Origin of the sequence: Sporosarcina sp. ZBG7A (genome assembly GCF_000813425.1) — a bacterium.
Lineage (GTDB): Bacteria > Bacillota > Bacilli > Bacillales_A > Planococcaceae > Sporosarcina.
This window is the reverse complement of the sequence record NZ_JWIB01000022.1, coordinates 1-26,087: the sequence shown is the minus strand read 5'-3', so window position 1 is coordinate 26,087 and position 26,087 is coordinate 1. Positions and strand designations below refer to the sequence as shown.

At 43.0% G+C, this 26,087-nt stretch carries 19 protein-coding genes and 1 pseudogene; 10 read left to right on the top strand and 10 right to left on the bottom strand.

Going from position 1 to position 26,087, the window contains the following annotated elements; all coding sequences use genetic code 11:
• Nucleotides 1-26 precede the first annotated feature (26 nt).
• Complete coding sequence (locus RL70_RS17325) at nt 27-770, bottom strand: hypothetical protein (protein ID WP_052245882.1); 744 nt, start codon at nt 768-770, stop codon at nt 27-29.
• Nucleotides 771-870: 100 nt separating this feature from the next.
• Nucleotides 871-1,896, bottom strand: a complete 1,026-nt coding sequence (locus tag RL70_RS09045) for an acyltransferase (RefSeq protein WP_039043090.1) — start codon at nt 1,894-1,896, stop codon at nt 871-873.
• A gap of 829 nt (nt 1,897-2,725) precedes the next feature.
• On the opposite strand from RL70_RS09045, the gene RL70_RS09040 reads away from it, so the two are divergent.
• From RL70_RS09040 to RL70_RS09030, 3 genes are all read left to right on the top strand, one after another.
• On the top strand, nt 2,726-3,217 hold the full coding sequence (locus RL70_RS09040; protein ID WP_039043089.1) for a VanZ family protein: 492 nt from the start codon (nt 2,726-2,728) through the stop codon (nt 3,215-3,217).
• A 68-nt stretch (nt 3,218-3,285) separates the two neighbouring features.
• Nucleotides 3,286-3,510, top strand: coding sequence for a hypothetical protein (locus tag RL70_RS09035; RefSeq protein ID WP_039043088.1), 225 nt, complete (start codon nt 3,286-3,288; stop codon nt 3,508-3,510).
• 153 nt (nt 3,511-3,663) lie between these two features.
• A complete protein-coding gene (locus RL70_RS09030) occupies nt 3,664-4,152 on the top strand; it encodes a general stress protein (protein WP_052245881.1) in 489 nt (162 codons plus the stop codon).
• A 66-nt stretch (nt 4,153-4,218) separates the two neighbouring features.
• Here the strand turns inward: RL70_RS09030 and RL70_RS09025 are convergent, their stop codons facing one another.
• On the bottom strand, nt 4,219-6,723 hold the full coding sequence (locus RL70_RS09025) for an S-layer homology domain-containing protein (protein ID WP_052245880.1): 2,505 nt from the start codon (nt 6,721-6,723) through the stop codon (nt 4,219-4,221).
• A 258-nt stretch (nt 6,724-6,981) separates the two neighbouring features.
• A complete protein-coding gene (locus tag RL70_RS09020; RefSeq protein ID WP_039043118.1) occupies nt 6,982-8,697 on the bottom strand; it encodes a phospho-sugar mutase in 1,716 nt (571 codons plus the stop codon).
• A gap of 366 nt (nt 8,698-9,063) precedes the next feature.
• Between RL70_RS09020 and RL70_RS09015 the strand changes: the two genes are divergently transcribed.
• Genes RL70_RS09015 through RL70_RS09000 form a run of 4 tightly spaced genes read left to right on the top strand, consistent with a single transcriptional unit; the run spans nt 9,064 to nt 12,414 of the window.
• The gene (locus RL70_RS09015) at nt 9,064-9,996 is read left to right on the top strand and encodes a glycosyltransferase family 2 protein (protein ID WP_039043087.1); all 933 of its coding nucleotides are present in this window, start codon (nt 9,064-9,066) and stop codon (nt 9,994-9,996) included.
• A 4-nt stretch (nt 9,997-10,000) separates the two neighbouring features.
• The gene (locus tag RL70_RS09010; protein WP_052245879.1) at nt 10,001-11,746 is read left to right on the top strand and encodes a DUF6020 family protein; all 1,746 of its coding nucleotides are present in this window, start codon (nt 10,001-10,003) and stop codon (nt 11,744-11,746) included.
• Nucleotides 11,739-12,083, top strand: a complete 345-nt coding sequence (locus tag RL70_RS09005; protein WP_039043086.1) for a hypothetical protein — start codon at nt 11,739-11,741, stop codon at nt 12,081-12,083. The genes RL70_RS09010 and RL70_RS09005 overlap by 8 nt, the downstream gene beginning before the upstream one ends.
• On the top strand, nt 12,073-12,414 hold the full coding sequence (locus RL70_RS09000; RefSeq protein WP_052245878.1) for an EamA family transporter: 342 nt from the start codon (nt 12,073-12,075) through the stop codon (nt 12,412-12,414). Before RL70_RS09005 ends, RL70_RS09000 begins: the two co-directional genes overlap by 11 nt.
• A 44-nt stretch (nt 12,415-12,458) precedes the next feature.
• On the opposite strand, the gene galU is transcribed toward RL70_RS09000, so the two are convergent.
• The gene (galU, locus tag RL70_RS08995; protein WP_039043085.1) at nt 12,459-13,343 is read right to left on the bottom strand and encodes a UTP--glucose-1-phosphate uridylyltransferase GalU; all 885 of its coding nucleotides are present in this window, start codon (nt 13,341-13,343) and stop codon (nt 12,459-12,461) included.
• A 462-nt stretch (nt 13,344-13,805) separates the two neighbouring features.
• Here galU and RL70_RS08985 point away from each other — a divergent pair, with 462 nt between their 5' ends.
• The 3 genes from RL70_RS08985 to RL70_RS08975 all read left to right on the top strand — a co-directional run bounded on the left by RL70_RS08985 (nt 13,806) and on the right by RL70_RS08975 (nt 19,405).
• Nucleotides 13,806-14,426 (top strand): S-layer homology domain-containing protein, encoded by a 621-nt coding sequence (locus RL70_RS08985; protein WP_052245877.1) that lies wholly within the window; start codon nt 13,806-13,808, stop codon nt 14,424-14,426.
• A gap of 295 nt (nt 14,427-14,721) precedes the next feature.
• On the top strand, nt 14,722-17,235 hold the full coding sequence (locus RL70_RS08980; RefSeq protein WP_039043083.1) for a phosphodiester glycosidase family protein: 2,514 nt from the start codon (nt 14,722-14,724) through the stop codon (nt 17,233-17,235).
• 316 nt (nt 17,236-17,551) lie between these two features.
• Nucleotides 17,552-19,405, top strand: coding sequence for an LTA synthase family protein (locus RL70_RS08975; protein ID WP_052245876.1), 1,854 nt, complete (start codon nt 17,552-17,554; stop codon nt 19,403-19,405).
• 560 nt (nt 19,406-19,965) lie between these two features.
• On the opposite strand, the gene RL70_RS17320 is transcribed toward RL70_RS08975, so the two are convergent.
• The 5 genes and pseudogenes from RL70_RS17320 to RL70_RS18040 form a co-directional block, all read right to left on the bottom strand.
• Nucleotides 19,966-21,033 (bottom strand): S-layer homology domain-containing protein, encoded by a 1,068-nt coding sequence (locus RL70_RS17320; protein WP_052245875.1) that lies wholly within the window; start codon nt 21,031-21,033, stop codon nt 19,966-19,968.
• A gap of 95 nt (nt 21,034-21,128) precedes the next feature.
• Entirely contained in the window at nt 21,129-22,208 is a 1,080-nt protein-coding gene (locus RL70_RS17315; RefSeq protein WP_052245874.1) for an S-layer homology domain-containing protein, read from the bottom strand.
• Between the two features lie 236 nt (nt 22,209-22,444).
• Nucleotides 22,445-23,521, bottom strand: coding sequence for an S-layer homology domain-containing protein (locus RL70_RS17310; protein ID WP_052245873.1), 1,077 nt, complete (start codon nt 23,519-23,521; stop codon nt 22,445-22,447).
• A gap of 40 nt (nt 23,522-23,561) precedes the next feature.
• Nucleotides 23,562-24,641 carry an S-layer homology domain-containing protein gene (locus RL70_RS17305; RefSeq protein ID WP_052245872.1) on the bottom strand — a complete coding sequence of 360 codons (1,080 nt, stop codon included), beginning with the start codon at nt 24,639-24,641 and terminating at the stop codon, nt 23,562-23,564.
• Nucleotides 24,642-24,875: 234 nt separating this feature from the next.
• Nucleotides 24,876-26,087, bottom strand: a pseudogene (locus tag RL70_RS18040) (hypothetical protein); the annotation flags it as partial.

The window sequence follows — 26,087 nt, the reverse complement described above, 5'->3', positions numbered from 1 at the left end:
CTAGTTGGCAACGGGCTTTTTGTATATTATCGACCTAGCGCTTTGTTCATCAATTCAGTTTGCAGGCTCTTTTTCCGTGCTTCGTAATCCGTACGGAAACTTTTCGCATAAGACTTGTCGTATCCATTCGCCTTCAGTTCGTTTTCAAGTGCATTCATCACACTGTTAAACGCGCCATCCGTCTGTGCTTCCATCGACTTCGCAGCGCCCATATACTTGTTATAGAAATATCCATAACTTACATCACCAGTTTTACTTTTCTCTGCGTATTCACCCTTTGCACGTCCTATGAGTGAGTTCAACCTACCTGCAGCCTGATTTTCAAGGCTTTCAAGTGTAGGTTTGTATTTTCCTTTGATGGACGCGACAGAAACATTTCCATCCGTTTGCGGCTTGCCGCTGTTCCCGGCAGATGAATTGCTTTGGCCAACTCCATTATTTCCTGCAGTTGCAGATGGATTCTTCTCCGTAGAAGTAGCTCCAAGATTTTTAGAAACTGTAACTTTACCGGACGTTTCTGTTGAACCACCTTTGCCATTTACAGCGTTTCCTCCTGATTCAGATTGGGAAGAATTACTGTCATTCTGATTATGCTGTTCAACCGACGTTCCGTCTGGCAGGTCAAGTTGGTAAGGTTCTTCAATGATTTCATCCACTTGGTCGTCTGCGACATCATACGTTTTGAATTTAAATTCATATAAAATATACGAAGCACCTACAATAATGATAATAGCCGCCAAAATGAAGAAAATTTTCAGTTTTTTGTTCATAGACATCCCCTTAAACTAAGTAGTTATTGTGATTAGTTTATCAGATTTTGACGAATTATGGGAGATTAGTTTAAATTCCATTTATTGCGCCACTCATTTTTCACGGAATTATCTTGCACAACACCGGTACTTTTTTTATGCCAAACACAATAGTGGTGCTAATTGTAACCACTAACACGACTTTATAAGGAATTCCGATTAAAGGGTGTACATTGAACCATACAAAATCGAATTTTTCGTAAAGTGTTTGCATAACCAGTATATGGATCAGGTAGATTCCGAAGCTCGCATGGCTGATGACAGTTCCGATCCAAGGCACCTTGAGTGTACCAATTTTCGTTGATTTAAACAGCATAAACAGCGCAATCACCATAATCAATACATTTGGTGAGTGTTCGTCGTACCAAAACTGTTCGAGTGGTTCGTCGATTTTCAACGACTCGTGATAAGTCATGAAAAATGTAGTGACGAAGCCTGCAATGCCCCCTATATACATAAGGATTCTCCACTTAGTATGGAAATCAAACGTAAATAAATAGTATCCTAGCACGTAATAACCTATGTAATGGGTCACGAAGAATAATTCGATTTCGAAACTATAGCCTACGAAGTATTCCAGCCAATTAGAAAAGACCGATGTGAAAAGCCAAAGTATTAAAAAATACTCAATGTCTTTACGCTTAGCGTGCTGAATCAGTATTTTCAGAAGGGGTGTAATGATATACAATCCTGCGATCATATAGAGAAACCATAGGTGATACATGATGTCATCAGTCGCAAATCGTTTGATGAAGTCAGCAACGGAAAACGTTATTTCATCTTTTCGTACTTGGTTCGCATAATAAATGACACTCCATGCAAACAGCGGAATCAGGATTTTCGCTAACTTCTTCTTCAAAAACGACAATATTGTGATTTCCCGTGTACTGCTGAGCATGAGCGCTCCGCTAATCATGACAAACATCGGTACCGCCCATCTTGAAATGGATTCATAAAAGTTGCCTGCCATCCATGGACTTTTATAGTCTTGCGCGTCATCTGTCACAACCCCCGCCGAAACGTGGATCGTCACAACCGCAAGTGCCGCAATAATGCGGAGCCAATCCATATAGACAAGCCGTTTCATAGTAGTCCCTCATTTCACTCGTTATGTAGATGTTCCCTCTCTTATTCCCCTTCTTCTACCGATGCTAACTTGGTTATGCAAATTGTAAGCTCTCTGTAATAGTAGGTACCCGCATCAGCGACGGTATTACGCTACGTTGCAAGCGGACGCATCGAAACTTAGGCTTCCTTCGACTTCGTACAACGGAAATGGCTTATATTCATTTTAATATCCTAGTCCATTGTAACTTGTAGGCACTCCCCCCTCTATGTGTTTGCAACATCGCTCAGTCTACCCGATAATTACCCGAATTCCCCTCTTCAGGAGGATATCCAGCGCAAACAGTCTCACTCCACTCCCCTTATTCACCAGTAAACTCTATCTTTTCCTGATTCAACGAAAACCACAGCGCAGGCGACTGCCGAGGTCGCCGAAGCAAAGAGACAAGCGACCTTCCTTGGCTCTTTACGAAAGGCATCCTCCAGCGCCAAGCGGTCTCACTCCACTCTCCCTTATTCAGTAGTAAACTCTATCTATCCCGATTCAACAAAAACCACAGCGCAGGCGTCTGCTGAGGTCGCCGAAGTAAAGAGACAAGACGCACTTCCTTGGCTCTTTACGAAAGGCACCCTCCAGCGCCAAGCGGTCTCACTCCACTCTCCCTTATTCAGCAGTAAACTCTATCTATCCCGATTCAACGAAAACCACAGCGCAGGCGTATACTGAGGTCGCCGAAGTAAAGAGACAAGACGCACTTCCTTGGCTCTTTGCGAAAGGCATCCTCCAGCGCCAAGCGGTCTCACACCAGTTTCCCCCTGCACAACCGCCCAAAATATGTTATACTCGCACCATGAAAAAACTAGTCGTCGTTGTACTACTCATTGGCATTATCGCAGGGCTCTTCATCTCCTCCAGTCAAACATACGAACAACAAACGATTGTTCCGAAACTGCAACAACTGCTGCCTAACCAGCCGCTCGAACAACCGTTATCTAAACTGCAGATCCCATACTGGGGGAAAACCATCTCAGTCCACGAACGTGGCTATTACTACTTCATCGAATTTCTAGCACGGAAAAGCGCTCACTTCTTCACATTCGGTGCACTCGCCGCAGTATTCTATTGGCTCTTACCGAAAATGAGACTCCGTTTCTTCCTGGCTGCATTCCTTACATTTCTCGCAGCCTCGGCTGATGAATTCCATCAATCGATCACAGGCGGACGTACAGCAACTTGGCAAGACGTCCTGCTCGATATGTCGGGAGCACTCGTATTTTTATTCATCATTCAACTTTTCAGACTTTTTCGTTCCAAATCACGCAAAACGCGGACTATGGGCTGAACGAAACGGGCAGCCTGCATCCATTGAGGCTGCCCGTTTTTCATTTTTAAATTTGAAAGGATGATTCCATGAAAGAATTCAAAATCACTTATTTCTTCGACGAAGAACACTATATTCGAAGATTTGTGCACTTCGAAAATGCAGACGAAGTTATCGCGTTACTCGCAAGCGAACGGGATCGCACCATTTCGTTTTGGGATAGTCGGGAAATTTATCATGAACTGAACACTGCAAACGTCCGTGTTATTCAATTTTCAGAGTATCATCGCGATAAACTCTCAGATGAGCTGTAAAACATACAAGTCAGACTTTCTTTAGTAAACTGGTTTTCCAGACGATTTAACAAAGTTTCGGTAACTCTCCTAGTTTCGGGTTAAGGTGAAGGGGTATCTTATTAACAAAGCTAACTAATCTCACTACCCTAATCCGAATGGAGGAGATACAAGATGAATCGAGAATTTGCTGGTGTTTTCCATAGTGAAAATGAATTGTTGGAGAAGATTTATGAACTGCACAAAAACGGAATTGCAGAAGACAATATGTATGTAGTTACGAAGGATAAAGAAGACGTTTCGATTGTCCGCGGCAGAACAGACGCCGAAATTCAAAAAGCGGATGCATCCTGGTGGGACCGATTTACGTCATTCTTGTCCGATGAACAACCTGCACGAAAAGCGTTGACTGAGATGGACTTGACAGAAGACGAAGCAGACCGCTATTTAGCTGCTGTCGAGAACGGTGCATTTTTATTGTATGTAGATAAAGGAGATTTTTGGGATGCATCTGATCATGATAAAGGAGACCTGACTTCTGCAGTGACTGAGAAGAAGGACATGGGTGGTTTCAATATTCCTGAGAGTAATAAAATGCTGGAGCGGGACGTCCGTGCTGAGGGACGAAATGTGGATTTGCGGGATATTCACCCTAAGTACTGATCATAGAATTAAATTTAAAGATTGAAAAGGCTCTCCGCTTTTGCGGAGAGCCTTTTCAAATTCATCTTATTTTGTAACTGTAATGTTCGTTGGTACAGAAAGCATGTTGCCTTTTTTGTCTTTGATGTCCATTGTGTCAACTGGCTTCAATGTAATGCCTTTATTGATTTGCTCAGTTGTGAGCGCCTCATTAAGTGCAATGACTGCTTCATTTGTATCGTTATTCACTGCAGCATTCACTTTTAGGGCGGTTGTCATGGGCTTGCCATCAACAAGAACCTCAAAATCGAGAGCTTCTCCACCTGTTACAGCTTCAGAGAACGTCAATGTGACCTCTTTCGTGTCCGTCAATTCAGCAGTCTTGACTGTAGGTGCGATATTCTCATTCAAGTCAATCGTACCATTCCAAGCTGCCATCGTTTTAGTTGAGCCCAGTGCCTTGACGTTTTGAATTGTCATTGCGCGCACGCCATTAAAGTTATTTGATCCCGGAGTCAAGTTCAATACAGCTTGCTGTGTTTTATTTTTAGCAACCGGAAGTAATGTAACGCTATCGATTGTAGCCCCGTTGATTGAATAATTTGCTTTATCGACTGCAGTTGATCCTTCTACCGCTTGGTCAAATGTAACAATGACTTTATTATTGTCTTCAGTATCCTGTTCTGCAGTTTTAACAGCAACTACTTTAGTATTTTCAGGTGTACCGTCAGCGACGCGAGTGAATTTCAAAGCACCTGTTGTTTCTTTCAAGTCAACGTTCGCAACAGATTTAATACCTGACAAAGTATACGTTAAGTCATATGCTGCACCTTCAATATCTTTGCCGTTGAGCAAGTCTTTCAATGCAACACGCACTACCTTTTTGTTTCCTTCTTCTTTATAAGCTACTGACTTGGCAGCCAATTTCAATCCTGATGTAGTGATATAGTCTTTAACATATTTACCTTCAGCAGATACCGTTGCGTTATCTAGGTTAACGTCCTTATCAAACGTGAACTCTACGTATTGCTGCAAGTTTTCAGCATCTGCTACAACGTTAGTAGCTGTCACTTCGGGTGCTTCTATATCTTGAGAGAATGTCACAACTTTTGAATACTTTTTACCCGCTTCTCCGCTCAAATCAGTATAGCCGTCCACTACTACCGTTTGTGCAGTTGTAAGGTTACCTTCTGTAGTCACTACATATTGAAGTGGGTTTTCCGGATTCACTTCAACTTTAGTTGCTGCAACTCCACCTACTGTTACAGATGGTTTCTCTAACAATTCTTCAGAGAACGTTACAGCGAATTGGTTTGCACTTGTCTGTTCAACCGTATTCACTGTAGGTGCTTGTCCATCCTTTTGACCCTTTGTCAATGTAAATTCAGTCGGGTTTGGTGAAATCAGATTACCTGACATATCTTTCGCCGCAACCATTTGCACTTTTACAGATTTGCCAGCTTCAACGCTTGCTGGAAGTTTGAATAGGACCTCTGAATCGCCTTCTTCAAATTCAGTTACTACACCATCGACTGTTTTTCCATCTTCATCTTTGTATGAAATTGAACCTAATGTTTGCATTGGCTCAGAGAATTTCACCTTGTATTGGGAAGCGTTCACTTTTTCAGTTGTAAGAACTTTTGGTGCAGTTTTGTCTGCAGCGATTGTTACTACTTTAGAAAACTTTTCAATTGCTTTGTTATCTGCTGATTTCACTTTATCAATAACGACTGTGTAATCGCCTTCCACAATATTTTTCGTTGTGACCGTCAATGTTTTACCGTCTTTTGAAAGTGTACCAGTAGCTGCTTCAGCAGCACTTCCTACTTTAGACATCTTGAAGACGCCTTCTTTAAACTCGCCCATTTTGCCGTCTTTGAACAAGCTTGTTGGGTTGACGGCATCCGTGAATTTCACTTCAACCTGTGTTCCGTTGATGCCTTCTACGCTATCAACCTTGTATTCTGGAGCTGGAGTAGCGTCAAGTGTTTCTAGTCTGTGTAAGAAGATTGCTAGCTCACCGCGAGTAATAGATAGCCCAGTTCCGAAACTAGTATCTGTCTTACCTGTTGTAATTTTGTTGTCAACAAGAGCTGCAACTGCTTCTTTGTAGCGAGTGCCTACATCGCCGAATTTCACGTTCGCTGTGTCGCCTTCAATCTCGTAAGCTTTAGAAAGCATGATTGCCGCTTCACCGCGTGTAATTGAAAGGTCAGACCCGAATGATGTATCTGTTTTACCGTTGATAATGCCTTTTGCTTTCAATGCGCTTACGTATTTAGTCGCGCGTGCTGGCACATCACCAAATGTTGAAGCAGGTGCGTTATTGATTTCATCTTCAGTTAGAGTCGCTTTAGCGATGAGGACTGCAACGTCTACACGCTTAATGTTTAATTGTGTACCGAATTTCGAATCAGAAATCCCTTGTGTAATATTGTTTTCTATTAAATAGTTGACAGCATCTGCGTAACGATCGCCGACGTCTGTAAATTTCATTTCCTTTGCGGATGCTGCTGGTACGACTGCAGTTGCAACGAGTGTAGCGGTAGCTGCTGTCGCAACAAATTTAGAGTAATTATTAGACTTTTTCATTAATAAATCTTCCTCTCAAACCAAAAATTAGATTCTATTCAATAGTAAGTAGAATAGAATTCTATTGTATGTTAATACCCACTAGAATAGTAGTGGTAAACATTACGTTTGCATCATAAATATTCCAACAACATTACTTTTTTCACAAAATTGTTTCGTAGATTACTATACAATATTTCTTCTTGAATAGAAACTGGTTTGAATAGTTTAATTGATAGATTGAAAGAAGACTGCGCACAATGCGCAGTCTTCTTTCAATTATTTATATAGGGGTTCGACTAGTGCCAAGATCGCTTCTTCAATCGCTTCACACTTTTTGACGGCGTCCATCCCACTGTTACCACGGACTCCAATATAGAATTTGCATTTAGGTTCCGTGCCAGACGGTCTAGCGCAACACCAAGACCCATCTGCAAGGCGGAATTTCAACACATTGGATTTTGGTAGACCTGTTGGCTGTTCTGTTCCGTCTGTTGATAGAATTTTGCCTGTTTCATAGTCTTCAATTGCTACTACTTCAATACCTGCAAGTTCTGTAGGTGGGGTATTCCGTAATGTTGTGAGCACTTTTTCGATCGTTGCCACGCCTTCTTTGCCAGGAATCGTGATTGACTGTAGGGATTCTCTGTAATAACCGACTTTCGCATAAAGCTTTTGCAATTGTTCATGTAACGAACTGCCTTGGCTTTTGTAGTACGCAGCCGCTTCTGCTGTGAGCAGCGCAGCTTGTACGGCATCTTTATCACGTACGAAATCTTCTATTAAATATCCGTAGCTTTCCTCATAACCAAATAGAAATTCGTATTCTCCTGATGTGTTATATTCTTCGATTTTCTCAGCAATATACTTGAAACCAGTGAGTGTATCCTCTGTAGTTACGCCGTATTGTGCCGCAATTGCACGTCCCATTTCCGACGTGACAATCGTTTTCAACAGGAGCCCATTATCCGGTAGCGTTCCTGCTTGTTGACGCTGATCTAACAAATAGTTTAACAGCAGTGCACCGAGCTGATTTCCTGTCAGTAGATCGTACCCACTTGTCGGCAAAGCGATTGCTACACCAAGACGGTCTGCGTCAGGGTCGGTTGCGAGTAATAAATCTGCATCTACTCTTGCCCCAAGTTGAATTGCAAGCTTGAAAGCCTCCTCTTCTTCCGGGTTTGGATAGGACACTGTAGGGAATTCTGGATCTGGTTTTTCTTGTTCAGGAACAATCGTCACTTGTTCGTAGCCAAAGTTGCGCAACGCTTGTTGAACCGGGACGTTACCGGTTCCGTGAATGGGCGTATAGACGATTTTCACTTCACCACGAGGGAACTCCCCTAAATGAAGGGCTTTCAATTTTTCCTGATACGATTCATCCATTCCTTCAGTGAGGAACGTGAGCAAACCATTTTCCTTTAATCCAGCTTCAGACAGGGCTTCAATAGAGAAGACATTTTCAATTGCATCCATATGATCTACAATTGCAGCTGCTTTCTCAGGAGGCAGTTGCCCCCCGTCTTCTCCATATACTTTGAAGCCGTTGTATTCTTTTGGATTATGACTAGCGGTAATGACCACACCACTGAATGTATCCAATTCGCGGACAGCAAAGGACAGTTCAGGTGTCGGCCTCGGTTCGTTGAACACAAATGAGCGGATGTTATGCGCCCCAAGGACACTCGCTGTCTCGAGCGCAAATTCTCTCGACTGGTAGCGCGTATCATAAGCGATTGCGACACCCCGTTGCTTTGCGCTTGGCCCATGTTCTTCAATCATTCTGGCCAACCCTTCGGCTACTCTTCGAATCGTACATCGATTTATGCGGTTTGTACCTGCTCCAAGTAAACCACGCATACCACCTGTCCCAAATTCCAGCCACCGATAAAACCGATCAGCAATCTCGTTTTCATGATCCGCAATCGCATTCAATTCATCGCGAAGTACAACTGGCAACTCTTCCTGCCCTAACCATTGCTGATATCTATCCATCACTTCAGTCACACCCATTGCCCCCTTTAAATATGTTCATCTATTTGTCTGTTTCGTTAGTCAAAGTATACTAGTTCCAACCACTCAGAGCAAAACATTGGTAGATGATGATTTCCTCTATTTATAGATGGGTATGCAGATAATAGCTCATAACAGTCCTCATACCTAGAGGCTAAAAAAGAAATCGGTGATTGAAGCAAAGGACAACATCTCCTTCGAGGGAAGAATCCGTATAATGCCACGCATTGATAGCATCTCATCTCACAAACCACCCCCCTCTAACCACTACTATAAAAACATAGCTGTATAATCGATACTGTTCATGGTAAAATGCACTCTAAGCTTACTTACAAAAGGAGATACACTATGGAAATCGCAATACTCGTTCCCTGTTACAACGAAGAACAGACAATTGGCAATGTAATCGATGACTTTAAGCGAGAACTGCCAAATGCAAAGATTTATGTATATGACAACAACTCGTCTGATAAAACGTCCGAAGTTGCCCGTGCGCACGGTGCCATCGTACGGTTTGAACCACGACAAGGAAAAGGAAATGTCGTTCGTTCCATGTTCCGCGACATCGAAGCCGATTATTACGTCATGGTAGACGGAGACGATACATATCCTGCCGAATTCGTGCATGATATATTAGCACCTGTCCAAAAAGGTGAAGCGAACCTCGTTATTGGCGACCGTTTATCAAATGGTACTTATTTTGATGAAAACAAACGTCAATTCCACGGATTCGGTAACAATCTCGTCAAAGGCCTCATTAATAAGCTTTATAAAAGCAACATTACGGACATCATGACAGGTTACCGTGGATTCGATCGACTGTTCGTCAAATCCATGCCGGTCACAAGCCCTGGCTTTGAAATTGAGACGGAGATGTCCATTCATGCACTCGATAATCGGTTTTTGATAAAAGAAGTACCGATCGATTACCGGGATCGTCCCGAAGGCAGTGAGTCTAAGTTGAACACGATCACTGACGGCATGAAAGTGCTACGGATGATCTTTACGCTGTTCAAGGATTACAAACCAATGCTGTTCTTCTCAGTGTGGGCGGCACTTTTCCTAGTGCTCGGTCTAGCTGTTGGCACACCTGTCATTATGGAATACGTCCAGACAAGCTTCATTAGTAAAGTACCGTCAGCCATCCTTGCTGTAGGCTTCGTATTACTTGCTATGCTGTCGCTTGCATGCGGACTCATTTTGGATACGGTCGCAGGTACGCACCGGAAAAACTATGAATTACATTTGAATCGTATTAGCGAACGCACTGAGAGAGGGTGATCCGATGTCGAAGAACATTCTTCGCTGGGTGATCATTTCTGCCTTTGGTCTTTATCTTAGTGGATCGATGTTGTTCTTTTTTATGCCGATCCGAAACGTTTCAATACTAATTGTTTTACTGGTAACTGCTATCATGGCAGGATTCGTCTATTACGCACTTAAATTCCGGCCGATGCTACGTGAATTACCTAAAGGCAAGCAGATTAGTTATGCCATTTTCGGCACGCTTTTCCCACTGTTCATCGCAGTGAGTATTCGGGGTGAACAGCCTTATTTAGCAGATAATCAATTTGTTGTGATTCTGGCTGTGTGGTTTGGTGTCATACTTGCGGTTTTGGCCATTGTGACAGCAATCATCTATTGGTGTTTATCCGTCACCTTGAGTCCTATCAAAAAGCGAATATCACCTTGGAAAATCGCCTTATATGCAATTCCTTCACTGGTTGTATCATCGTTCTTTCTACTCGCCTTTTATCCCGGAGCGATGACACCCGACTCTCTCGCCCAGTGGGATCAAGCGCATACGCATAAGTATACGGATTGGCATCCTGTCATCCATACGATGCTGTTAGGTGTTCTAGTAAAAATTTGGGACTCACCCGCAATCATAGCAATTTTCCAGATTGTACTGATTGGCGCGGGTACTGGACTTGCTGGATGGTCTCTCGAGCACGCTCGGGTTCCTAAACCGTTCATCTGGGTCGCGCTCTTGCTATTTGCAATCAGTCCAGTTCATGCCATCTCCTCCATCACCTTATGGAAAGACGTCGCATATAGTGCTGCACTGTTTTTGTTCACTTTACTCATATTTATGATTGTCCGCTCCTCTGGACGAGTCCTTCAACGATGGCCGTTCATTGCCGGGTATGCATTAATCGGATTTATGGTGATGTTTTTCCGTCACAATGGATTTCCTGTATTTTTAATCGTTACAGCATTTGTCCTGATTATGTATCGATCCTACTGGGTGAAGCTATTGCCGGTTGCAGCTACGATGATATTGATTTATCAAATCATTGTGAACCCAGTGTATACTGCGCTGCAAGTCCACCCTTCCGATCCGCAAGAAATGCTCTCTATACCGACGCAACAAATTGCAGCGATCGTAACGGAAGATGGTGACATGACAGAAAAACAACGGGACTACGTGAACCGGATTTTCCCAATTGAAAAATGGCATGAGAAATACAATCCATACAGCGTCGACTCCATTAAGTTTTCTTGGGGCGACTATGATCGATTTACAATTTATGACGATTGGGGTCGCTATGCTCGGAATTATTTACATCTCGTGAAACAGAACCCTGATATTGCTGCAGGAGCGCTTTTCAAACAAACATCGCTCATCTGGCAAATCAATGAACCTGCTGACGGCTACACGAGTAAATACACCACGAACATTTACCTTAATAATGAGTTTGGTCTTGTCAATACTGTGTTAAATGATGACCTAAAAAGGAGTGCCTTCAGTTACTTAAAAGTTGCAGATGAATCGATTCCATTCTTATGGCGCCCTGCATTTTACACAGCTCTAGCCTTACTGTTTACGTATATTGCGTATTTACGTAATGGCTGGCGTGCGTGGTTATTGCTACTGCCAGTTGCCCTCAATACAGGGGCTGTGTTCGTCGGCATTCCTGCACAAGATTTCCGATACCTCCTTGCGAACTCGATGATCATGTTGCCATTGATTCTGATTAGTTTCGTGAAGTTTGAAACTAGGAGGATGGAGGTGGCGAAAGATGACTGAAACGCGCTCGACGTCTCCCATAGGGATCTTCCTTATGGTCGCAGCGGCATTCAGTACTGCCACCGGACAATTTTTTTGGAAACTTGCAGCGGGCGGAGGGCTATTCGATTGGCACTTATGGATCGGATTCGTGTTCTATGGAATGGGCGCGGTTCTTATGACCGTTGCATTCCGCTTCGGTCGGCTTTCCGTACTTCATCCACTCCTGACAGTCGGGTATGTAATCGCCCTTGTATACGGAGTCAGCTTTTTGAATGAGCCTTTGACTGTTCCCTTAGCAATCGGTACTGTACTGATTCTTGCTGGAGTCTGGCTGATTGGAGGCGATGAGCATTAATCTACTGCTAATGCTAATGTTGCTCGTCATGACGTGGTGTGGTGCATTCGGCGGATACTTTTTGAAGCTTGCGTCAGACACTGATTTAAAGCAGGATTTTCCTGCGTTGGTGAAATGGCTCATCGTCGGATTGTTAAGTTACGGCTCAGGTGCGATTCTGAACATCATCGTCCTGCGCTATTTGCCCTATACTGTCGTGTTTCCACTAACATCGATCACGTACATTTGGACATTCGCGCTTTCGTACTTTCTTCTAGGAGAGCCGATCACGAAACGTAAATTACTCGGGATTGGTCTAATCATAATTGGAGCGGTTTGTCTCGTTATATAAAAAAGCATCGGCAGAAGAGAATTTTCTCTTGCTGCCGATGCTTTTTAGTTTACTTTCGTTTTATACGTCGAAAGGAGACGTTCCATCATCTCGAGCACATCGTCTTTTAAATCGTCTCGCTCAAGTGCAAACGTCATCGTCGTCTCGATGAACCCTAGTTTTTCCCCAACATCAAAGCGACGTCCTTCAAACTCATAGCCATATACGTCTTGAGTTGTATTCAGCTTTTCAATCGCATCCGTCAGCTGGATTTCTCCACCTTTGCCGACTTCCTTTTGATCCAAAATCTCAAAAATTTCTGGCGTTAGTACATACCTGCCAACGATTGCAAAATCCGATGGTGCTTCTTCCTGACTCGGTTTCTCCACGAAATTCCTGACTTTCATCAGCCGTGAATCAGTTGTAATCGGGTCAATCACACCATATCGATGAATTTCTTCGTGGGGAACTTCCTGTACCCCGATGACACTAGAACCAGTTGCTTCATATTGTTCAATCAATTGCTTTAGCGCTGGTTTATCATTTCGAATAATATCATCGCCTAGCAAGACACCAAAAGGCTCATCTCCGATAAAGTTACGTGCACACCAAATTGCATGCCCAAGTCCTAGCGGTTCTTTTTGACGAATGTAGTGGATATCGACTGCGGCCGATTCTTTCACTTTTTCAAGCAAGTCGTATTTCTCTTTTTGTATCAAATTCTCTTCCAATTCTAGCGCATTGTCGAAATGATCTTCTATTGCACGCTTGCCTTTTCCTGTCACAATGATGATATCTTCGATTCCTGAAGCAATCGCTTCTTCCACGATATACTGGATTGTCGGCATGTCGACAATCGGCAGCATCTCTTTCGGCATAGCTTTCGTTGCTGGTAAGAAACGTGTGCCAAGCCCAGCAGCTGGAATGATTACTTTTTTAACTGTTTTCATGGAAACCTCCTGAGTTGTTCATATTGATAGATGAAGTATAGCACAGAACGATAAAATGTATGTCTAGCGTTTGCAAGATGTTTGTTCAACCTCACTCTTCTTTATGAATTATGTCTTGATACTGATTCAAAACCCTAGTTTGCAGATATCAAAAACAAGCGTATTAGCCTTTCCCCAAACAAGCGAAGCGCACCAATTAATCCTTGTAAAGCTGTTGAATTGTGTCTCGATTCCGATTAATTCCCTGATAGTGCCGATTGTTCGTGCGAAAGTTCCGATTCCAGCCTCGATTTTTCCGATTAACCAAGTGAAAGTTCCGATATCATGCACCATAATACCGATTCCACTTTCTGCAACTCATCACTTCCCTCTGATTTTACCGATTGTGCCATTCGCCCCTTTACACGAAACTGGAAAACATTGTAGACTTAGACAAAGATTATACTGAAGGAGGACATTTACTTGAAGAAAAAACTAACCACTGCACTTGCCGCCGGAGTACTAGCCTTCACCCTGTCTGCGTCCACATCACTCGCTGCATTTTCAGATGTCAGTCCACGCTATGAAAAGGAAGTCAATTACCTCATAACGAACAATTATGCGCAAGGTCTCACGAGCACGACTTTTGGGACAACTAATTCAATAAAGCGTATCGACGCTGCCGTAATGGTTGCACGTGCACTCGGATTCTCCGAGTCGAGCAATTTGCCTGACACAGGATTCACGGATGTTCCTAAAAATAGAGCATGGGCCGTCAATGCACTTGCTTCACGAGGTGTCATTTCTGGGAAAACCGCTACAAAATTCCGTGCATCAGATACGATGACTCGTAACGAAATGGCGAAAGTGATTGCTATTGCCTATGGAATGGACAGCTCACTCGATCGTCTTCCATTTACTGATGTCAACCAGCGGTTCGCACCATACGTCGGTGCTCTCGTTCAAAACGAAATCACACAAGGGAAGTCCCCTACTAAGTTTGGTGCCGATGATCCTATTACCCGCGGGGAATTTGCTATTTTCGTTTACAAGTCAGAAGGGTTATCTAAAATCGAACCCCCTGAAGTCGAAGAAGTTTCTTGATGGATTGGAAAAAATAAGGCTGAAGACACCCTTGCTAAGTATCTAAAAAAAGTGAACGAATGTGTTTGTGTTATCTTAAAAGTGTGGTAAGATAATATGTGTAGGTAAACCCTGTTTTATTGAATATAGCAAGAATTGTTGAGGCCGAAAAAGAAGCCTGGAGACCCCCTGTGTCTCCAGGCTTCTTTTTACCTATTTTTCTCCATTCTTGTAATTATTAGATTGTTAGTCCTATATCCTTCTTCTAAATTTTTCCTTATACTTGTCTTATCATAAGAGTTAAGGGAGTTTTTTCATGTTATTGAAACGCACACTGCTTTCTAGCGTTGTAGCTGTTGCACTATTCGGCACAACATTGCTACAAGCAGAAGCTGCTTCTGTTTCACAAGGAGTCTATCATACAAAGCAATCGATTACAGTCAATGGCCATGCACAAACGCTCAATCAGTTGAACATTAATCTGACGAAGCCTTACACAACTGTTGATGTCGGCATCAACACTCCATTTAACAAACTGGCTACTGTCAATTCACTGGCTACTGCGCATACACAAGTTAACCACCACGTAGTCGGTGCCATCAATGCATCCCTCTTCCATTTCAAAAATGGATATCCAAGTTATTTATTGACAAAAGACGGTCAAATCCAACATATCGGTGCGGTTTCTACGAACTATAACGATTTCATGCACACCCCTGCAGCATTCGGCATGACCGCAGACAATCGAGGTAAGATTGGTACATATACGCTCTCCCCAACCGTTGAACATAATGGTAAGTCTGTCACGATGAATTCGTTGAACCGGGAGCGTGAAAATAATGAAAGCATTCTCTACACTTCCAGCTGGCCGTACGAAACCACTCGTACAAATGCAACAGGACTTGAAGTGGTCGTTGAGACTTCCAAATCTGCGGAAGGTGGTTTCGCTCTCGGTGAAAAAGTGACTGGAACCGTAACAAGCATTCGCCCATTCGGACAGCAGACACCTGCGACAGTCCCCCAAAACAGTAAAGGTTTCGTCCTTTCTGCACATGGCAAAGAAGTCGATAAAATCCGGGACATGAAAAAAGGCGATACGGTTTCCATTTCATACAACGTTGATCCCGCATGGCGTGATTCGAAGTTCATGCTTGCATCAGGTCCGTTGCTCGTTCAAAACGGTAAAGTCGATATGACGATTGATCCGAATACTGATAAGGCTACAAAGCGCACCGCGCGTACAGCTGTTGCGACGGATAAAACCGGTCAGCAGGTGTACCTTGTAACCGCAGATTCTGGTTTGAAAGGAAAAAGCGCAGGAATGACGATGGCGGAATTTGCCAAGCATCTTGTTTCCATTGGTGCTTATAATGCCCTCAACCTAGACGGCGGTGGCTCGACGACCATGGTGACCCGCAAACCTGGAAACGTGTATCCCACACTTGCCAACCGACCTTCAGGTGCAATTGACAGATCTGTAAGTGCTATTCTTGAAGCGGTCAGCACAGCTCCATACGACAAAGCAGCCACGATTTCCGCAAGTCAAGAACAAGAAGGACAAGTCGGAATTGGTGCTTCAGTCGGTTTCAAAGTCAACTCTGCACTCGACCAATACTTGAACGTGCGCACCGTGAACCAATCAAATGTGGAATTACTTGGCGTTTCTAGTGGCATTGGTAAAATTGAAAATAATAAATTCATTGGTGTGAAAGCTGGATCCGGTACGGTGACAGTCGGTTATGAAAATGCACAAGTGAACGTTCCTGTTACAGTTACAGACTCGATTGATGACATCGTCTTCACACCTTCAGTCATTACTCTAGGTACAGGCGAATCGATTAAATTGAACGTTTCCGGAACATCCAAAAACAATAAAGTCATCTTCAACCCAGATGCGATTGATGTGACTGCATCTGCTGGTATCGGAACTGTAAGTAACAAGACATTTACTGCTGCGGCGAAAGAAGGTACTGGAACACTCACAGCAACCTATGGACGGACAACAAAAAGAGTGCCTGTTACGGTTACCGACAAACCTATACGACTTGAATCATTCGAGTCAACAGCTGGAATGAGCGCAACCGGTATTCGTGCTTCTGCTTCCGTCTCTTCGGAAAAGAGAATTCAAGCACATGAAGGCAAGGCATCTGCCCGTCTAAACTATGATTACACAGCAAACAAGGATGGTGTATCTGCAGCTTACCTAAACTTTGGAGGCGGTCTTCCAATAGCATCCAGTCCAAAAGAACTTGGTGTTTGGGTGTATGGTGACGGAAACGCACATTGGCTACGCGGATCTCTGCGTGATGCAAATGGTAAGGAAGTTGTCGTAGATTTCACGAAGGAAAACGGACAAGACTGGAGAGGCTGGAAGTACGTCACAGCAAGCATCCCTTCTACCGCCCCAGCTCCATTCATTCTTGATAAAATTTACGTTGCAGAACGCTCTTCTGCGAAGAAGGACAAAGGGTTCTTACTCTTTGACCAACTACAAGTCCGTTATTCTGATAAAACTTATCAGGAACGCGCATTCCAGCCTTCTTCATCCGCACGTACTGAAAATGCGAATAAAACATTCACTGTAAAATTTACGCAACCGATGGATGAGCGCTACTTTACAAATGGCTATGTATATGTTGAAGATGAATTCGGAGAGCGCCAGGCTGTCACTGTTTCAAAAACAGCAGACCCTCGGAAAGTCAGTGTGAAAGCACCTGCGTCCGGATATGCGACTGGCAAAAACTATCGTCTTGTTGTCACGCATTTTGCGAAAAATGCACAAGGAGTATCGATGGTGAAAGACAGTGTGACTGAATTTAAGGTTCGGTAAAATAAGATAGAGCTATTCAGAAAGTCAGTGCATACTGCTTTCTGAATAGCTCTTTTCAATCCATTGAATGTACCGAATATTTAACAGTGTTGCGTTCAGCTTCATGCGGACGCTTTTCGAAAGGCTTAATCTCAGCCTCCTCGCTTGCTTGCATTTCCTCCGAAGTCGCCCCCTTCTGCTTCCATTAACGGCTATTTAATACAAACATCATCGACACGTATAGTTTACCTACCCTATATCCCGAAAAAGCTGTGTTCCAAACCAATATGTTACAATAGAGGAATGAAAATCTACAACCTAAAAAGAGGTGCCCGTTGTGAAATTTAAATTTGATGTAAAGTCTTTCATCGCCATGATGTTTGCGATGATTTGGTTCCTCCTCCTGATCATAGGTGTGGAATCCTTCTTACTTGACTCATTTGAACTAGCAATCACATGGAGTCAAGAACGGACGACTACCTATTTGTTAAACGTCCTAATTGTATTTGCCCTATTTCTAGTCTTAATGGGGATCATCAATCGGTTTGTCATCAGTTTCCTTGTGACGAATGTCATTGCTATTCTGCTCCCCGTGTTCAGCTATTTCAAATTCAGCTTTCTCGGTGAGAATTTGTATCCCTGGGATTTATTGCTATACAATAATGTCTTTAACTTGTTGCCTAATCTTTATAAAGAGGCGAATGTCGGATCGGCACTGGTTGGAATTGTCGTAGTTCTTGTGATTCTCAACGGACTGTTCGTCTACATGTTGAAGAAACGCCCGAAGCCGGTCATGCGGTTGCCTTGGTGGGTGCGTATTCTTTTCGTTGTGCTCGGAGCTACTTATTTGAGTGCTTTCATCTTCTACAGGACGTTCCCGAATATGGAGCAAGCGCTCAAGAAAGCAGAAATCACAAATATCACGTTCAACCAAGAGCGTAATTATGAACAAAATGGTTTTTATGGAGCGTTCATGCTCAATATGCAAAGTGCGATTGTGCTGGCACCAAATGGCTACAGCAAGTCGGCTATCGAGGATATCGTGAAGAAGCTTGAGAAGGAAGCGGACCAGCAGAAAACCCCTACTGGTGAAAAGCCGAATATTATTTTTGTAATGAATGAATCATTCTGGGATCCGACGTTGTTAGAGAAAATCCAATTTGACCCAGATCCGATGCCTTTCATCCGCGAAAATCAAACAGGTTGGTTGCTGTCACCTACCTTTGGCGGCGGAACGAGTAATGTGGAGTTCGAGGTGCTGACCGGTTTTTCGAATAATTACTTGCCCGTTGGATCCGTACCGTATCAGCAATACGTGGGTGACACACAACCAGCTGCAATGCCGAATTATTTGAAAGGCCTTGGTTATGACACACTCGCAATCCACCCATATGCGAAGTGGTTCTGGAATCGTGAGAATGTGTACAAGCATTTCGGATTCAACGAGTTCCTTGATAATAAATCGTTTAAGGACCCCATTTATAAAGGTCCATTCATTTCCGACGAACAAGTGACGAAGACGATTATCGAACGGACAGAGACGTCTGCCGATCCAATGTTCATCTACGCCGTCACGATGCAAAATCATACTGGTTATGCGGAAGATAAATACGAAAAATTCGACGTCAAGACAACAGTTCCTGATGATATCGATGACGTTTATAACGTATTGCTACGTTCGTATACACAGGGCGTTTACGATGCGGATAAAGCATTAGAGCAGTTGATAGACCACTTTAAAGATTCAGAGGAGCCGACTGTGATTGCCTTTTTCGGGGATCATTTACCCGCTATTGGAAAAGACTATCGATTGTACAAAATTGCTGACTTTGTTCCTCGTGGCTTAGGCGAAAGTCAATGGGATTTAGGTGATTTCGAGAAGACGCGTTCCACGCCTTTAATGTTGTGGAATAACTTTGAGGCACCGATTCCTGACATTGATCACTTGAGTCCCAATCAGCTTGGCCCTGCGGTGTTGAGTATGGCAGGGATTCGGAAACCCGTGTATTACGAACTGCTCGAGCAGTTCGGTGCGAAAGTTCCTGGATTTACACGCGATGTGAAGATCGATGGTGATGGAAAACTGTCCCGTGAGATACCTGCTGATGCGAAGAAGTTGAGTAAAGAGTATCAGTTGCTGCAATATGATTTGTTGTTCGGGAAACAGTATGGAAAAGATGCTGTGAAGTGATTGATTTGATGGTATAGAGAAGCCGCCACTCCTTGGTTGAAGGGGTGGCGGCTTTTGTGATTTGTTTGGCATTTTGATGCTCTGACACATGAGTGAATATCGCGATAACGTTCAACATGATTAAGGGATTAATTGGTAGCGCTTCGCTTTTTTAGGGCTTCAAGGGGTAGTGTCTTTGATTATTTGTGAAGAAGTATGATTAGTTTTTTGGGTTTATGATCACTTTTTGAGAGTTATGATCACTTCTCAAAGTTTATGAGCACTTTCTCTGGGTTATGATCACTTTTCAAAGTTTATGAGCACTTTCTCTGAATTATGATCACTTTTCAAAGTTTATGAGCACTTTCTCTGAATTATGATCACTTTTCGAGGTTTATGAGCACTTTCTTTGAGTTATGATCACTTTTCAAAATTTATGAGCACTTTCACTGGGTTATGATCACTTTTCTAAGTTTATGAGCACTTTCTCTGGGTTATGATCACTTTTCAAAGTTTATGAGCACTTTCTCTGAGTTATGATCACTTCCCCTCGGTTTTGAGCACTCATTTATTTCTCAAGCTCACTTAATCCCCTTCAGCACAGACACGGTATCTCCGTTTTTATCCAAAACCTTAACAATTCCAATGCCTTTGACATAATAGTTTTTGTAGCCAGTCGAAGTAGTCACTTCTACAGCATTGGCAAAAGTTTTGTATGGTGTTACAACCGTTTTATGCACAGCTGTGTAGGTACTCTTCTCCTGATAATAGTTCCACGATTTTCCGGTTTCGATTGGATATAATAACTCCGTATAATAATTGGATTGTAGGAGTCCTGTCGCAAACCCTTGATAGGTTTCATCCTCTATGAAGTATTGACTCTCCCCTGTCTTCAAGTCCTTCTCTTGCCATATGAATCCAAGTTTACTGCCGGATATTTCAATTGTACTGTTCACATAAGTGAGAAGGCGATTTCCTGCAGACCCTCCATATGTGTATTGCTTAGTTTTGTCATGGGCAAAAGTGTCTGCAATTGCTGAACGTTGTTTAAAGTCGGCAGACAATCCTCGTGCTAGGAACGCAGTAAATTGCTCGCGTGATACGTTACCCGTTGGCTTAAATGTGCCATCGGGATATCCTGCAGTGATCGAAGCTGCGGAAATTTTACGGATGGACACCGCAGCTCTCATGTTAGGACCGACATCACTGAATAGAAATTGAGAGGTAAACTGCAAGTCAAACGTACGATCCACGATTGCCGCCATATCACCACGAGATATTAATGCATTCGGACGAAACGTACCATCCGGATATCCGTTGATGATGCCTTCTTTTGCAGCGGAGGCAATGTAACCACTTGCGGATAAATTCTTGCCGACGTCTTTGAACTGAGTTGAACGCTTTGTCCCATCCAACTTGAGCAAACGTCCAATGAAAATCGCGGCTTCTCCACGCGTGACATCTTTTTTAGGCGCAAACGTTTTGTCGGGATATCCCGCGATGATATTTTTTGAAACTAAGTATTGGATTTCATCATGAAATCGATTCGATTTTGGAACATCCGGAAAGCTCACAGCCGCAGCAACAGAATGTGCGGTTATCCCAAGAGAACACATTAGAACAGCAAGCATCGTTATTATTCGTTTCATGTACTCACTCCTTCATTTAATAGATACGTCTAGTATATCAAACAAAAAAGACCCGGAAATGAAAAAAACGCTAGCTCAATGCTAGCGTCTTCCTGTTATTCCATCGATTTCAATTCGCTTACTACATCGCCATTCTCGTCAAGTGTTTTTACATGCCCTACGCCTTTGACGTAGTACGATGTGTAACCAAGGTCAGAGGTTACTTCAACAGCATTGGTGAATGTTTTAAATGGCGTTTCTATAGTTTTCGTAATACTCGTAATCTCATCTACGAGCGTTTCTTCTTCATCGATATACCAGCCTGACCCGACTTCAATCGGATATAGCAAGTCTACGAAACCGTCCGAGAATGGGAATAATGTAACAAGTTCATTTGCGGTTTCTTCCTGGAAGAAGTAAATAACTTCCTTAGTCGTCAAGTCCGTACTTTTCCATGAGAATCCAGCATAATCCGGGACGTCAAAACCTTCGATACCTTTTTGGAATACTTCTTCAACATCTCCATTAGGTGTTGCATACACATAGCGCTTCGTCATATTCAATGCATATCCATCGTTTCCGACTGCACGTTGTTTGAATTCAGGACTCATTCCTCGTGAAAGAAATGCAGAGAATTGCTCACGAGTAACTTTCCCATTAGGACGGAATGTGTTGTCGTCATACCCTGTTGTAATGTACTCACCTGCAATATTATAAATCGCTTCACTTGCCTTCATGTTCATCCCGACATCTTTAAATTCACGGATGCTACCAAATTCTAGCCCGAATACACGGCTCAAAATGATCGCCATATCTCCACGAATAATCTGCTGATCAGGACGGAATGTGCCGTCAGGGTAACCTCCAATAATTCCTTTCGCTGCTGCAGATGCGATATAGCCACTAGCTCTATTTTTTTTAGAAACATCTTTGAACTTCGTATCGCGCATCGTACCATCCAAGTCAAGCGCGCGTCCAATCATAATCGCTGCCTCACCACGAGTTACATTCCGTTTCGGCTGAAAACTCCCATCCGGGTAACCACTGATTATTTCTTGGTCCACTAAAAATTGAATTTCATCATGAAATCGGTTTGAAACCGGTACATCTGGAAAACTTACTGCCGCAGCAGCAGGCTGCAATGATACTACAAGAGAACCTACTAAAATTGCAACTGTCATTAATAACTTCTTCATACACACTCTCCTCTTTTTGGTTAACTTTATTATAGCAAACTACTACAAGTGAAATTCAAGAAATTTTTCCCATAAAATACGACGATTACGTGTCAAATAGCTCCGTTGAATGAAACTGCATATTAGAGGTTAAGTGAATGACTCCCCCTTCTTCTATTTCATATAAGCAAAAAGCAATAAGCGTTTTCAACTTGACACCAAGAAAAAAAGCGTCAGCTCATGGCTGACGCTTTTCATCAATTTATAGACTTCAATTCTCGTACTACTTTTCCTGCAGGATTGATTGTCTTAACATGACCCACACCTTTTACATAATAAGACTTGTAACCGCTCTGAGAAGTAGTTTCCACCGCATTCGTGAAAGTCTTGTATGGTGTTTTCACAGTTTTAGACAAGTTTGTAATCTTAACTGTGTCCTCGCCCTCACCGCCATACCATGGAACGCCTGCTTTAAGTGGAAACTTCAAGTCAGTATAGTATTCTGAGAACGGATATCCCGTTATCAATTCATCCGATGTTTCTTCCTGCAATGAATAATCCACTTTGCCTGTTTTCAGATTGGTTTCTTTCCAAGCAAATCCTTTGTAATTTGGAGCTAGATTACTTTGAATCCCTTGCTGGAAAACCACCTGGCGATCCCCATCAGACGTGCCAAATGTATATTTATTTGTCATATTTAGGGAATATCCGTTATTTCCTATCACACGCTGTTTATAGACGGGGCTCATACCTCTCGCTAAGAAAGCTGAAAATTGCTCACGAGTGACGGTGCCCTTTGGACGGAACGTGCCGTCGTTATATCCAGTTGTGATATATTCTCGTGCAATATTATAAATTGCATCGCTAGCCTTCATATTTTCTCCTACATCTTTAAAATCTCGTACACTTCCGAATTCCAAACTCCATGTACGGTCTAGAATAATCGCCATATCCCCTCGCGATATGTGCTCGTTTGGACGGAATGTTCCATCTGGATACCCACCGATGATTCCCTTGTCAGTTGCGGCAGCAATATAGCCACTAGCACCATAATTCTTCAATACATCTTTGAACTTCGTATCACGTTTAGCTCCATCCACCCCAAGCATTCGTCCGATCATGATAGCCGCTTCACCACGTGTTACATTCTTTTTCGGCAGGAAATTCCCATTTGAGTACCCACTAATGATCTCTTTGCCCACTAAATATTGAACTTCGTTGTGGAATCGATTCGATTTCGGGACGTCTGGAAAACTTGCTGCCGCTGCAGCCGGTTGCACTGCTACGACGAGTGAGAGTGCTCCTGCTGCTAAAAACGTTGCAAATCTTTTCATTCTTATTCCTCCTTTTATTGGACAGTTATATGGGACATTTTTATTGGATAGATTTTAATTCTGTAACTGTTTTTCCTGACTTCGCAATCACTTTCACTTCACCTATTCCTTTGACAAAGTAATGTTTCATACCATCATTATCCGTCACTTCGACTGCATTCGTAAATGTTTTATAAGGTGTTGTAGCCGTTTTGTTGACTCCGGTAATTGTCTTGCTCTCCTTCATATCTAGCTCAGGCTGCCATTTTGTGTTTACCTTTACAGGATAAGCGAGTTCCAATACACCACTCGATAAAGGATAGGACAACATTAATCCTTCTTCTGATTCATCTTGTGTCAAATAAGTTATTTTACCAGTTCCCAAATGTTTAAACTCCCAAAGGAAGCCTGTGAACGATGTTTCGGCAAAATTAGTACTCACCTTTTTATAAGTCACTTGAAGGTCTCCATCAGATTGGCCATATACATATGTTTTCGTGAGGTCGTATGCATAGCCGTCTTTATTTTGCGTGCGCTGTTTAAATTCAGGACTTAGACCGCGCGCAACGAATGCTGCGAATTGTTCACGATTCACAAGAGCATTCGGACGGAATGTACCGTCCGGATAACCAGTTGTAATGTAGTTACCCGCCATGTGATTAATTGCTTCGGAAGCTTTCATGTTATGTCCGACATCTTTGAATTCTCTTTTACTGCCCAGTTGCAACTCAAACCCACGGGAAAAAATGATTGCCATGTCTCCACGAGAGATTGATTTGTTTGGTTGGAATGTACCATCTGGATATCCACCGATGATTCCTTTCTCAGTTGCAGCAGCAATATATCCACTTGCTCCATAGGTTTTCGGTACGTCTTTGAACTTAGTATTACGCTTCGTTCCATCTAATCCGAGCGTGCGGCCAATCATAATTGCTGCCTCTCCGCGTGTTACGTAACGCTTCGGTTGGAAGCTACCATTTGAGTAGCCACTGATAATCTGTTTATCCACTAAGAATTGAATTTCATCGTGGAAGCGATTTGATTTTGGGACATCCGGGAATTTAACTGCTGCAGCTGCTGGTTGAACAGCAAGAACTAATGTGAGTGCTAGCATAGTAATCAATGTAAAAAAACGCTTCATTAAATCTCTCCTCGTAACATTATTTGTTAAATTCAGTATACCAGTTTTTTCCCAACCATTCTATTGTTTTCAGTGAATTGTTAATATTTATCTACTATATTAATAGCTTTATATGTCCTTTGGCATACTAAAGCGCCATCCATTCCGCGTCCGGATTGGATGGCGCCTTGTCAGTCTATGCATCAAAACTCTGCAATGATTACTAGATTCTGATCAGGAATCCAGCAAGTAATTTTATTGGATGGACCATTTGCGTATAAACGCTCCAGACAGCAATGTGAGAACACCAATTAACAACATGCTGAATCCATCGAGTAAACCGCCTGTTTGCGGCAGTTTCGACATCATGGAATTAGAAGAGTCTCCAACCCCATTAAATCCGAGCCCGGATTGAGCAATTGTAGGATTCTCGGACATTCCCACGTAATCGTTTGAATCCATTCCGTTATACACCCCATCGTTCATGCTATTATCAGATGAGTTTCCAGGAATTGAAGTCATACCATCATCTTCCGTATTTGTTTCCCCGTCATCCGAATCCAACATGGAATCATCTCCATCTTGCGTACCTTCAGGCGTATTCGGTGTGTTTTCACTTTCCCCATCAGGAGTTGTTGTACCATCTTCAGCTTCTCCGCCTCCTTCTTCAGGTTCAGTAGTTTCACCTTCAGGAGTCGGTGTGCTGTCATCGGTTTCATCTGTTCCTTCATTAGGGTTTCCATTTCCGCCATCGGGATTGTTCGGTTCAGCGGGAACTATAGGAATGATTGGAATAATTGTATCTTCATCAGGAGTAGTGCCTGAATCTCCATCACCCGGATCAGGAGTTGGTTCTTCCGTGCCTTCTCCAGGTAATTCGGACGCAGCAGTAACGAAAGATTCACGTGTTAGCAAATCAAGATCGATAGCTCCAAGCAAAGGCAAATCGATTGTAATCATTCCGATACCTTGTTTTTGGTAAGTGCCATCTTCTGTCGTTTGCTCTTTATTCGTAAGCAGATTGACAGCCGTATTTCCAAGTAATTTGTCTAATAGGGTCAACTGCAGCAGACCGTTTGAATGACTCGTTTCTTCTTCTGTGTGACGAATATGCTCATCGAGTACACCAAGGTGAAGTCCGCCAAGTCCTAATAGATTATTGACAACACCGTCGATTAGCCCTCCATCCTTCTTGAATGAACCGTCTTCTCCAGCTGCAACATGCTCATCCAATACTCCGACATGCGTATTTTCCAACACGCCGCCGAGGGCTTCTCCGACAGTTGCGTCTACTACGCCTCCGTCTTTATTGAATGAACCCTCTTCAGTCACCGCAACGTGCTCATCCAATACTCCAACATGCGTATTTTCCAAAACGCCGCCGAGGGCTTCTCCGACAATTGCGTCCACTATGCCTCCATCTTTATTGAATGAGCCTTCTTCTCCAACTGCAACGTGCTCATCCAC

Coding starts and splice junctions, on each gene's coding strand:
- galU (WP_039043085.1), bottom strand. CDS start 13,343: ATGAAAACAGTTAAAAAAGTAATCATTCCAGCTGCTGGGCTTGGCACA.
- RL70_RS09040 (WP_039043089.1), top strand. CDS start 2,726: ATGAAAAAACTAGTCGTCGTTGTACTACTCATTGGCATTATCGCAGGG.
- RL70_RS08980 (WP_039043083.1), top strand. CDS start 14,722: ATGTTATTGAAACGCACACTGCTTTCTAGCGTTGTAGCTGTTGCACTA.
- RL70_RS17305 (WP_052245872.1), bottom strand. CDS start 24,641: ATGAAGCGTTTTTTTACATTGATTACTATGCTAGCACTCACATTAGTT.
- RL70_RS17320 (WP_052245875.1), bottom strand. CDS start 21,033: ATGAAACGAATAATAACGATGCTTGCTGTTCTAATGTGTTCTCTTGGG.
- RL70_RS09045 (WP_039043090.1), bottom strand. CDS start 1,896: ATGAAACGGCTTGTCTATATGGATTGGCTCCGCATTATTGCGGCACTT.
- RL70_RS09030 (WP_052245881.1), top strand. CDS start 3,664: ATGAATCGAGAATTTGCTGGTGTTTTCCATAGTGAAAATGAATTGTTG.
- RL70_RS09015 (WP_039043087.1), top strand. CDS start 9,064: ATGGAAATCGCAATACTCGTTCCCTGTTACAACGAAGAACAGACAATT.
- RL70_RS17315 (WP_052245874.1), bottom strand. CDS start 22,208: ATGAAGAAGTTATTAATGACAGTTGCAATTTTAGTAGGTTCTCTTGTA.
- RL70_RS09035 (WP_039043088.1), top strand. CDS start 3,286: ATGAAAGAATTCAAAATCACTTATTTCTTCGACGAAGAACACTATATT.
- RL70_RS09025 (WP_052245880.1), bottom strand. CDS start 6,723: ATGAAAAAGTCTAATAATTACTCTAAATTTGTTGCGACAGCAGCTACC.
- RL70_RS17310 (WP_052245873.1), bottom strand. CDS start 23,521: ATGAAAAGATTTGCAACGTTTTTAGCAGCAGGAGCACTCTCACTCGTC.
- RL70_RS09005 (WP_039043086.1), top strand. CDS start 11,739: ATGACTGAAACGCGCTCGACGTCTCCCATAGGGATCTTCCTTATGGTC.
- RL70_RS17325 (WP_052245882.1), bottom strand. CDS start 770: ATGAACAAAAAACTGAAAATTTTCTTCATTTTGGCGGCTATTATCATT.
- RL70_RS09000 (WP_052245878.1), top strand. CDS start 12,073: ATGAGCATTAATCTACTGCTAATGCTAATGTTGCTCGTCATGACGTGG.
- RL70_RS09020 (WP_039043118.1), bottom strand. CDS start 8,697: ATGGATAGATATCAGCAATGGTTAGGGCAGGAAGAGTTGCCAGTTGTA.
- RL70_RS09010 (WP_052245879.1), top strand. CDS start 10,001: ATGTCGAAGAACATTCTTCGCTGGGTGATCATTTCTGCCTTTGGTCTT.